The 9,927-nt window shown below is 62.2% G+C and carries 11 protein-coding genes and 1 pseudogene; 5 read left to right on the top strand and 7 right to left on the bottom strand.

Going from position 1 to position 9,927, the window contains the following annotated elements:
- Window positions 1–280: 280 nt before the first annotated feature.
- Window positions 281–1,153: a helix-turn-helix transcriptional regulator gene (locus NKJ15_RS28445; RefSeq protein ID WP_352819144.1), complete on the bottom strand. Its 873-nt coding sequence runs from the start codon at window positions 1,151–1,153 to the stop codon at window positions 281–283.
- 105 nt (window positions 1,154–1,258) lie between these two features.
- Here NKJ15_RS28445 and NKJ15_RS28440 point away from each other — a divergent pair, with 105 nt between their 5' ends.
- From NKJ15_RS28440 to NKJ15_RS28430, 3 genes are all read left to right on the top strand, one after another.
- Complete coding sequence (locus tag NKJ15_RS28440; protein ID WP_352819142.1) at window positions 1,259–2,110, top strand: SDR family NAD(P)-dependent oxidoreductase; 852 nt, start codon at window positions 1,259–1,261, stop codon at window positions 2,108–2,110.
- On the top strand, window positions 2,107–2,829 hold the full coding sequence (locus tag NKJ15_RS28435) for an SDR family oxidoreductase (RefSeq protein WP_352819140.1): 723 nt from the start codon (window positions 2,107–2,109) through the stop codon (window positions 2,827–2,829). The genes NKJ15_RS28440 and NKJ15_RS28435 overlap by 4 nt, the downstream gene beginning before the upstream one ends.
- 512 nt (window positions 2,830–3,341) lie before the next feature.
- Window positions 3,342–3,833, top strand: a complete 492-nt coding sequence (locus NKJ15_RS28430; RefSeq protein WP_352819139.1) for a hypothetical protein — start codon at window positions 3,342–3,344, stop codon at window positions 3,831–3,833.
- 34 nt (window positions 3,834–3,867) lie between these two features.
- Here the strand turns inward: NKJ15_RS28430 and NKJ15_RS28425 are convergent, their stop codons facing one another.
- The 6 genes and pseudogenes from NKJ15_RS28425 to NKJ15_RS28400 all read right to left on the bottom strand — a co-directional run.
- Complete coding sequence (locus NKJ15_RS28425; RefSeq protein WP_352819137.1) at window positions 3,868–4,245, bottom strand: DoxX family protein; 378 nt, start codon at window positions 4,243–4,245, stop codon at window positions 3,868–3,870.
- A gap of 61 nt (window positions 4,246–4,306) precedes the next feature.
- Window positions 4,307–4,765, bottom strand: coding sequence for a carboxymuconolactone decarboxylase family protein (locus NKJ15_RS28420; protein WP_352505556.1), 459 nt, complete (start codon window positions 4,763–4,765; stop codon window positions 4,307–4,309).
- A 13-nt stretch (window positions 4,766–4,778) separates the two neighbouring features.
- Window positions 4,779–5,297 carry an RrF2 family transcriptional regulator gene (locus NKJ15_RS28415; RefSeq protein ID WP_352819135.1) on the bottom strand — a complete coding sequence of 173 codons (519 nt, stop codon included), beginning with the start codon at window positions 5,295–5,297 and terminating at the stop codon, window positions 4,779–4,781.
- Between the two features lie 100 nt (window positions 5,298–5,397).
- Complete coding sequence (gene preA / locus NKJ15_RS28410; RefSeq protein ID WP_352503185.1) at window positions 5,398–6,711, bottom strand: NAD-dependent dihydropyrimidine dehydrogenase subunit PreA; 1,314 nt, start codon at window positions 6,709–6,711, stop codon at window positions 5,398–5,400.
- A gap of 2 nt (window positions 6,712–6,713) precedes the next feature.
- Window positions 6,714–8,078, bottom strand: a complete 1,365-nt coding sequence (locus tag NKJ15_RS28405; protein WP_352819133.1) for an NAD(P)-dependent oxidoreductase — start codon at window positions 8,076–8,078, stop codon at window positions 6,714–6,716.
- A 215-nt stretch (window positions 8,079–8,293) separates the two neighbouring features.
- Window positions 8,294–8,416: pseudogene (locus tag NKJ15_RS28400) on the bottom strand (gamma-glutamylcyclotransferase); the annotation flags it as partial.
- Window positions 8,417–8,589: 173 nt separating this feature from the next.
- Here NKJ15_RS28400 and NKJ15_RS28395 point away from each other — a divergent pair.
- Window positions 8,590–9,366: a VOC family protein gene (locus NKJ15_RS28395; protein WP_352453197.1), complete on the top strand. Its 777-nt coding sequence runs from the start codon at window positions 8,590–8,592 to the stop codon at window positions 9,364–9,366.
- A gap of 155 nt (window positions 9,367–9,521) precedes the next feature.
- Window positions 9,522–9,914, top strand: a complete 393-nt coding sequence (locus NKJ15_RS28390; RefSeq protein WP_352473533.1) for a DoxX family protein — start codon at window positions 9,522–9,524, stop codon at window positions 9,912–9,914.
- Window positions 9,915–9,927: the final 13 nt, after the last annotated feature.

The raw sequence follows: 9,927 nt of genomic DNA, 5'->3' as shown, positions 1-9,927 counted from the left end.
CGGATAAGGTGTTCCACGGACGGCTCCCTTGTTTGAGATCTCAACGAACTCATTCTGGCACATCCGATGCCGTCGGGCGCCGTCCACCCCATCATGCCGTGACGTCAGAGCGTTGCTGCGGTGCAGGATTCTGCTCCGCTGCATTCTTCGGCAGATGTTACGGCATGGATCCCAGGGTCTCCGCGACGCCGCTTCGCGGCTGCTACGCCCTGGGATGACGAAGGCGAGGGGCCTGTGCGCCAGGGGCCAGGACACGATCGCGGTTGGCGTGCACCCAACGTCACGCGCTGCGCCGCTCGGCCGGAAGCGTCTCCAGCAGCTGTTCGAGCTTGGCGATCGAGTTCTGCTCGGCGAGCGGCGTGTAGACGATCAGCTTCATGTCCGAGCCGTCGTCGATCGACAGGCTCATATGCTCGAACGCCATGGCGCCCGCTATCGGGTGCCGGACATGCTTCACACCCGACAGGTTGCGGGCCACATCGCGCAGCGGCCACCATGCCCGAAACTCCGGGCTCGAGCGCGTCATCAGCGCGATCAGCCGCTCGAAATCCGGATCGCCGACATATCTGGCGCTTTCCGCCCGGAACGACGCCAGCACGGCACGCGCCAGTTCCTCCCAGTCAACGAGCAGGCGCCGATGCTGCGGGCTGGTGAAAACCATATGGACGATGTTGCGGGCATCGCCCTCCAGCAGACCATAGTCGCCGAATACGGCTGCCGCGGCAGAATTCCAGGCCAGCACGTCCCAGCGCCGCCCAAGGACATAGGCCGGCTGCAGGACCAGGCTCTGCAGCATGTGCAGCAACGGGCCATCGACCTTTTCCGGCGCATCGAGACGATGCTCCGGCTGCGGCCGGCCGGCAAGGATGAACAGATGCCGTTGCTCGGCCGTGTCCAGGCGCAACGCCTGGCTGAGCGCCGTCAGCACCTCCACCGATGGCCTGACGTCGCGCCCCTGCTCCAGCCAGGTGTACCAGGTCGTGCCAACGCCGGCGATCATCGCCACCTCCTCGCGGCGCAGCCCGGGTGTGCGCCGGCGCAGGCCGGTCGAGATGCCCGTGGCCGATGGCGTCAGCCTTTCGCGCCGCGAACGCAGAAAGGCGCCAAGCTCGCGGCGACGGCTGCCTTCGGCGGAGTGCGTGGTGGAATCCATCGGCGCTATTATAGCAGTACCGATACCAGGATAAAGTTTGAACTGTTTGGCGTGCGTCTGGTGCCCCATCTTTCTGCTCAGAGCGATGACATGGAGGCTCTGAACATGGAACTGAAAGACAAGACGATCCTCATTACCGGCTCGACCGACGGCGTCGGCCGCGTTGTCGCGCAACGGCTCGGCGCCGGCGGCGCCCGCATCCTGGTGCATGGCCGCGACGCGACAAGGGGCAAGGCGATCGTGGCCGAAATCGAAGCCGCCGGCGGCAAGGCCGAGCTGCTTGTCGCCGATCTCTCCTCCCTGGCCGAGGTCCGCCGCCTCGCCGAAGCCGTCCGCGCCAGGACCAAGCGGCTCGATATCCTCATCAACAATGCCGGCGTCGGCACCGCCGGCCCCAACGCGAAACGGCAGGTCAGCGCCGACGGCTACGAGCTGCGCTTTGCAGTCAATTATCTCGCCGGTTTCCTGCTCACCATGGAGCTGCTGCCGCTGCTCAAGTCCAGCGCGCCGTCGCGCATCGTCAACGTCGCCTCGGCCGGCCAGCAGGCGATCGACTTCGACGACGTCATGCTGACCCGCTCCTATGACGGCGTCCGTGCCTACTGCCAGAGCAAGCTGGCGCAGATCATGTTTACCATCGATCTGGCGGAGCAGCTGAACGGCGCCGGTGTCACGGTCAACAGCCTGCATCCGGCAAGCTACATGAACACCACGATGGTGCGGCAGGCGGGCATCACGCCGTGGAGCTCGGTCGAAACCGGCGCCGAAGCCATCATCAACCTCGCCACATCGCCGGCACTCGAAGGGCGAAGCGGCCTCTATTTCGACGGCCAGAGGGAATCCCGTGCCGATGCACAAGCCTATGACGCGAAGGCGAGGCAGCAGGTGCGTGAATTGAGTCTCGGCCTTGTCGGGCTCGCACCCGCGTCCGCAACATCGAAGAAAGAAAATTCATGATCGAGAAAACGCAGCACGCCGTGGTCGTCGGCGGCTCCTCCGGCATCGGCCTCGCCACCGCGAAAAAGCTGCTCGGCCCGGGGATGAAGGTGACGATCACCGGGCGCAGCAGGGAAAGGCTCGACAATGCATCGCAAAGCCTTGGCGGCGCGGTCGAAAAAGCTGCCTTCGACGCCGCGAAGCCGGACGAGGTTCGCCGGTTCTTCAACGAACTCGGCCCTTTCGATCACCTGGTGCTGGCCGCCAGCGGCGGCAAGGGGCTCGGCCCGTTCGAAACGCTTGACCTGACCGACATCGGCGGCGGCGTCGACGAGAAGGTCCGGCCACAGCTCTCCTGCCTGCAGGCCGCCTTGCCGACGCTGAACAAGAGCGGCTCGGTGACTTTCATCTCGGCGGTGTCGGCGCAATTGTCGGCGCCGGGTGTCGCCGGCATCGCCGCCGTCAACGGCATGCTGCTGACCGTGGTGCCGATCCTGGCAATGGAGCTGAAGCCGCTACGCGTCAATGTCGTGGCGCCGGGCGTCATCGACACGCCGTGGTGGGATTTCCTGCCCGATGAACAGCGCCATGCGGTGTTTGCCGATTATGCCGGCAAGACACCGGTCGGCCGCATTGGCCGCGCCGAGGACGTCGCTGAGGCGATCGCGTTCCTCCTTTCCAACGGCTTCATGACCGGCCAAGTACTGACCTGCGACGGCGGTCTGCGCTTTGCGGCGTGAGCGCATTACCGAGGCTTCCAAGGAACCAGCTTTAGGCGCAGTCGTTGCCGTTAAACGTCAACCGGTAAGGTTAGTGGAGCGTTAACCAATTTATGTAAGCGTATTCAATACCTTACAGAGCCAATAGAGTTGGGTCCGGTATGCGTTTCCGCGATAATGTGATTGAGTTTTCTTGCCACAAAGTGTCAGCCGATGGCCCCAAAGACCTGGCTGCAGAAGCGGAAGCCTTGGATGTCTGGCACGGGCCAAACCTCTACTCATCCTTTCTAAGAAAGAATGGCATCAGACCCAACCAGCAACAGGCCGCAACAATCGGCCTATTGATGGGCACAACGGTCCTTGCGTCCGACGGCTCTCGACAGCCCCGTTCATACAACCGCCGGTCGAAAAAGTAGCCCCGTCTGGCTGCACCTCCCTGTATGCTGTTCATGAAATGTTTTTAGTGGTTGACGCGGCGAATTGTCGCGCTCAGCCTATATGCTCATATTGATTCGCGACAATGAGGACGTCAAATGGCTCGTCGGCAAGCGCTGGCAAAGGTACGCAACTTACTCATCGCTAAAGCTAGTGAACTGGGAAATCCCGGAGCTTCCTCGGACACAGTAGTTGCTGCGGTGCTCAAGGAGCACCCCGAGGCCGTGCTTGAGGCAAGAGATGATCTTGTGAGGATGGCTCTCGCAAGAGAGCTCTCGCGTGCGCGTGAGAGAGGCCCGACAAGTGTGGGAGTGACCCAACTTACATTGTGGGGCAATTTCAACGTCTCGCCTCAGATTCGGGTCTCAAATGAACATGGAGAACTTGTCTACAAGAACCTCGATATCTGCACATTCGAGGAAGTGGAGGAGTATGCAACTTCATTGCCGACTCCTAGAAATCGGTCCAACAGAAGGGCCAACCTGCTGCAAATGGTTGAGACGCTAAAGCCATTTCGCACCAGTGAGAAAGACTTCATCGGCACCAGCTGGGCCACGTCAATCGCTGGTTCGGCGAAAGGTGTGGCATAGTATTGCCGAACCGCTCTTTGAACCTTACGATGCCTCAAAGCGACTGCGCGATCAGCGCCAGAAATCCTCCGGCCAGCGCGACGTTGCCGACAAAGCCGTTGATGCGGGACGCGCGCTCCGGGCCCTGATGATCCCAGAAGTTATGGAACATCGGCGTGGCGACGATCAGGAACAGGATCAGGCATGCCGCCGCCGGAGCGGTCCAGATGCCCGCGATCACCAGTGCTCCCGCAATGATTTGCAGGACGATCCCCAGCCACAGCACCAGCCGTGCCTGCGGCACGCCGCGCGTCGTCATCAATTGGCTCACCAACGCCGCGTTCTGAATGTTGCGCAGGCCGGCAAAGACAAAGGCGCCGCCAAGCAGCAGGCGGGCGGCGAATAGAATCTCACTATCAAAGTTTGAAAACATGCTGTCGGGTCCTCGGGCAGAAAAGAGGCGCGCGGCGGAAGGCCGCGCGCCTGGTCCATGCTCAGGCGGCCAAGACTGCTGGCATCGGATGGATTGCATGAAACGGAACGCAAAGCCGGTTCCAGGTGTTGATCATGCCGAGCGCAACCGAGAGCTTGACCAGCTCCTCTTCCGAGAAATATTCGAGCGTCCTTGCATAGAGTTCGTCCGACACACCGTTGTCGGCAATCCTGGTCAGCGCGTCGGTCCAGGCCAAGGCCGCGCGTTCGCGCTCTGAAAACAGCGGCGATTCCTTCCAGGCGGAGACGAGATAGAGCCGCTGCTCGCTTTCGCCGTCGCGGCGCGCTTCGCGGCTATGCATCTCGACGCAATACGAGCAGCCGTTGATCTGCGACGCCCTGAGCTTGATCAGATGCAACAGGCTTTTTTCGAGCCCGCATTCGTCGACTGCCTTGTTGAGCGCCGACACCGCCTTCATGATCTCCGGCGCCGCGCCGAAAAATTGCAGCCTCTGTTTCATCGTCTGTAGCCTTTCATGCTTGCTTGGTTGAACCTGATTTCTGCGGCCGCCGATGGCGCTCGACGAAGGCGCAGTTCGCGGCGACCGAACGGGGATCGGCATCGGCGGTGTATTCTGCAACGATGTCGGACAGCCGGGCGTCGGCGAGCGCGGCGCGATAGGCACGCTCGGCCTTCAGCATGGCTACGTTGATGCCGCAGGGTTTGACATAGACCGAGGCATTGAGCTTCGCTGGGCCGCGCTGGCGGATTTCGGCGCAGCGGAACGCCGGTTCACGCCCCTCGACGGCCAGCACGATATCGAGCAGCGTTATGCGTTCCGCCGGCCGCGCCAGCCGGTAGCCGCCGGACGGCCCCGGCACTGATTCCAGAATGCCGGACGCAGTCAGCGCGTTGAGATGCTTAAGCAGATAGCTCGGCGACAGCCCGAACGCTTCGGCCATGGCAGCACCTGGCAAGGTCGCGGCGCCATCAACGCCGGCGAGCATCGCGGCGCAGTGGATGGCCGCTTCGACGCCTTCGCCCAGCTTCATTTCGCTCTCCTGTTCATGGATATAGATTATCTTGGATATCTTTTATCCGCAATTGGAAAGTCAAAAAGCGGCGCCCATGGACGCCGCTTTTTTCGCAATGCTATTCCGCCGCCACCTTGGCCATCGGATTGTTGGGATGCGTCGTCCAGTTGGCATAGATCGGCGACACTGGCCTACCAGTGCGCTCATCGATCGCGCCAACCGCCAGTGGCTCCATGGTGATGCAGTTCTCGACCGGGCAGACATTGACGCAGAGATTGCAGCCGACGCATTCGGCCTCGATCACCTCGAAATGCCTGACGCCGTCGACGATTGCGGTGATCGCCTGGTGCGAGGTGTCCTCGCAGGCGATGTGGCAGCGGCCGCATTTGATGCAGGCCTCCTGGTCGATATGCGCCTTTGCGATGTAGTTGAGGTTGAGATACTGCCAGTCGGTGACGTTGGGAGTGGCGCGGCCAATGATGTCGTCGAGCGAGGCATGGCCCTTCTCGTCCATCCAGTTTTCCAGGCCGGCGATCATCTCCTGCACGATCTTGAAGCCATAGGTCATCGCCGCCGTGCACACCTGCACATTGCCGGCGCCAAGCGCCATGAACTCGGCGGCGTCGCGCCAGGTGGTGATGCCGCCGATACCGGAGATCGGCAGGCCCTTCGTTTCCGGGTCGCGCGCGATCTCGGCCACCATGTTCATGGCGATCGGCTTCACCGCCGGACCGCAATAGCCGCCATGCGAACCTTTGCCGTCGATCGTCGGCTCCGGTGCGAAATTGTCGAGATTGACGCCGGTGATCGAATTGATGGTGTTGATCAGCGACACCGCGTCGGTGCCGCCGGCAAGGGCAGCGCGTGCCGGCTTGCGTATGTCGGTGATGTTGGGCGTCAGCTTGGTGATGACAGGCATGCGGGTGTTGGCCTTGCACCAGCGCACCACCATTTCGATGTATTCCGGCACCTGGCCGACCGCCGCACCCATGCCGCGTTCCGACATGCCATGCGGGCAGCCGAAATTGAGTTCGATGCCGTCAGCGCCGGTCTCCTCGACTACCGGCAGGATCGCCTTCCAGGCATGCTCCTCGCAAGGCACCATCAGCGAGACGACGATCGCCCGGTCGGGCCAGTCCATCTTGACCTGCTTGATCTCGCGCAGATTGACCTGCAGGTCGCGGTCGGTGATCAGCTCGATGTTGTTGAGGCCGAGCAGACGACGGTCGGCGCCCCAGATCGCGCCATAGCGCGGACCGTTGACGTTGACCACCGGCGGGCCCTCTTCGCCGAGCGTCTTCCATACCACGCCGCCCCAGCCCGCCTTGAAGGCGCGAATGACATTATAGGCCTTGTCGGTCGGCGGCGCCGAAGCCAGCCAGAACGGGTTCGGCGACTTGATGCCGACGAAATTGTTGCGGATGTCTGCCATGCTCATGCCCTCCCGTTCGAGGTCAGTGCCCGATGAATGCTCTCCGCCGCATCGCGGCCTTGCGCGACGGCTGAAACAGTCAGGTCGTCGCCGCCGAAAATGCAGTCGCCGCCAGCCCAGACATTGGCCAGCGAGGTGCGCCCTTCCGCATCGACCTTGATGCGGCCGGCTTCCAGCGCGACCTCCGCACCGCTGCCGTTGAGCGCAGCCGGGACAAAGCTCTGGCCGATCGCCTTGAACACCTGATCGGCGACGAGCGTCAGCCGCTCGCCGGTGCCGACGAGCCTGTCGCTGTCCATCGCGGTGTATTCGAGCTCGATCGCCGACACCTTGCCGGCATCGGCAATGACCCGCTTCGGCTGCAACCAGTGCCGGATGATGACGCCGTTGGCGGCAGCCAGATCCTGCTCGAATTCGGAGGCATTCATGTGCTCCGGGCCGCGCCGATAGCAGATCGTCACCTCTTCGGCTCCGAGCAGCTTCGATTGCACCGCCGCGTCGATCGCCGTCATGCCGCCGCCGATGACGACAACACGCCGGCCGACCGGCAGGCTGGCCAGATCACTGGCCTGACGAAGCTCGGCAATGAACTCGACGGCATTGGTGACGCCTTGCGCCTCCTCGCCATCCGCTCGCAAGGCATTGACGCCGGCAAGCCCCATGCCGAGGAACACCGCATCGTAATTCCTGGTCAGGTCCGACAGCTGGTAATCTCGGCCGAGCGCCTTGCCGTTCTGGATGTCGATGCCGCCGATCGACGTGACATAGTCGACTTCGGCCTGGGCAAAATTGTCGACGCTTTTATAGGCGGCGATACCGTACTCATTGAGGCCGCCAGGCTTCGGCCGGGCTTCCAGGATGGTCACGTCGTGGCCGTGGCGGGCAAGCCGATGCGCGGCCGCAAGCCCGGCCGGTCCGGCGCCGACCACGGCGACCGTCTTGCCGGTCGGTTCGGAGCGCTTGTAGAACTGCTTGTTTTCGGCCATAGCGACATCGGTGGCGTAGCGCTGGAGGCGACCAATCTGCACTGGCTTGCCTTCGGCCACCTCCCGCACGCAGACTTCTTCGCATAGCGTCTCGGTCGGGCAGACGCGGGCGCACATGCCGCCCAAAATGTTCTGGTCAAAAATAGTCTTGGCTGAGCCGATCGGATTGCCCGTCGAAATCTGGCGGATGAACAGCGGGATGTCGATCGAGGTCGGACACGCATTCATGCAAGGCGCGTCATAGCAGAAATAGCAGCGGTCGGACTCGACCAGCGCCTCGTGATGATCGAGTGGCGGGTGCAGGTCGGCGAAATTGTCGGCATATTGGTCCGGCGAGAGCCGCCCGCCGGCAATGCCTTGCTTGAACTGGCCTTCTGGCATCGTCAGTTCCCCATGTTCTTGTTTTGGGGAAGGCTAGCACGTTTTGTTTTTTTATCAATTGGTCAATTTTCGGCGCAAACCGCTGAAAAGCCACGAATAAACATGACAAGTGTACTCATGTTACCAAAGCCGCCGACAGGGAAGCTTGGCCATAGCGGCACTGCCGTTGCTGGACTGAGTGGTCAGCCTGGTAAGCTTAGCGTTGGTTTTGATCACCGAAGGCAAAGGGCCCTGAAGTCTTCGTCCGTCAGCTGCGTCCAGCTGCCATCGGGGCCGGGATCGGCCTCCTCCCGATGGCACAGCGCGACAAGTTCGGAAGTGAGCGACATCCGGCGCATGGATCAACAACCCCTCGTTGACTGCGAGCAAAGTCGAAAACCGCAGGGCGCGCAACCCGGTAACATTTCCAATTTGCCGTCATCTTTTTTGGTTGGCTGTCGGATTTTCGTCGTGAAGATCGTCCTAGAATGGATCGCGCATGATCGATGTACAAACCGCAAGGAGCACGACAATGCCACAGTCCCCCATGCCCTTCTTCTGGTACGAGCTGATGACCACCGATCTCGACGCCGCCGAGGCGTTTTACACCTCCGTGGTGGGCTGGAGGGGGCAGCCTTTCGAAGGGGCCCAGGGCATGCCGCGCTATATCGTCATGAATGTCGGCGAGCGCGGCGTCGGCGGGATGATGACGCTGCCCGATGACGCGCGCAAGATGGGCATGCCGCCGGCCTGGGTCGGTTATATCCTCACCAGGGACATCGATGCCGCAACGGCCTCCCTCAAGAAGGCTGGTGGCGCGGTTCACCGCGAGCCCGACGACATTCCTGGCGTCGGCCGCTTCGCCGTCGTTGCAGACCCGCAAGGCGCGATGTTCAACTTCCTGCAGCCCAGCGGCCCCGACCAGCCGCCGCTACCGTTGGCGACCCCCGGCAACATCGGCTGGCATGAGCTCTACACGTCAGACTGGAAGGCGGCGTTCGATTTCTATTCCAGCCAGTTCGGCTGGGAGAAGGGCGACGCCATGGATATGGGTCCGATGGGCGTCTACCAGCTTTTCGCCTTCGGCGGCGAGCCCGTTGGCGGCATGATGAACAAGCCCGAGCAGATCCCGGCGCCGGTCTGGCAGTTCTATTTCAACGTGCCCGGCATCGACGCGGCAGCCAAGCGCGTCACCGACAATGGCGGCAAGATCCTGATGGGTCCGATGGAGGTCCCCGGCGGCAGCTGGATCGTACAGTGCACGGATCCGCAAGGCGCCCATTTCGCGCTAATGGCACCGACGCGGTAACGGGCCGCGCCAATTGGGGGCCGCCATCGTGCGGCCCCAAGGCTGCAGCACGCCTCACGACTCACTCACCGACAGTTGAATGAAGGCCGGACTATGTGAATGGTCCGGCCTTTGGCGATGACCTATGGCCGGGCTAGGTGAAAATGGAGTCGTAGATGAAGCTTTTCGAAGGCCTCGCCGGATATCAACCGTTCGCCCTTGCCGCCTTGCGCATCATGACGGCGCTGCAGTTCATTGAGCACGGCACCCAGAAACTGTTCAATTTCCCCGTCGGCGACCATGCCGGCGCCCTGAGCGCGCTATCGCTGACCGCGGCCATCCTGGAATTCGGAGGCGGCATCCTGCTGGTATTGGGGCTTTTCACCAGGCCGGTGGCATTCCTTCTCAGCGGCGAGATGGCGATCGCCTATTTCATGGCGCACATGCCGCAGAGCTTCTTCCCGGTCAACAATGGCGGCGATGCCGCGATCTCCTTCTGCTTCATCTTCTTCTATCTGGTATTCGCCGGCCCCGGCGCCCTGGCACTGGACAACCGCAAAACATCGTAGCCGGGCGGATCAG

The organism is Mesorhizobium sp. M0207 (assembly GCF_040321995.1).
Taxonomy (GTDB): Bacteria; Pseudomonadota; Alphaproteobacteria; order Rhizobiales; family Rhizobiaceae; genus Mesorhizobium.
Note: the sequence above shows the minus strand (reverse complement) of the source record. Positions and strands in the feature narration are given on the sequence as shown.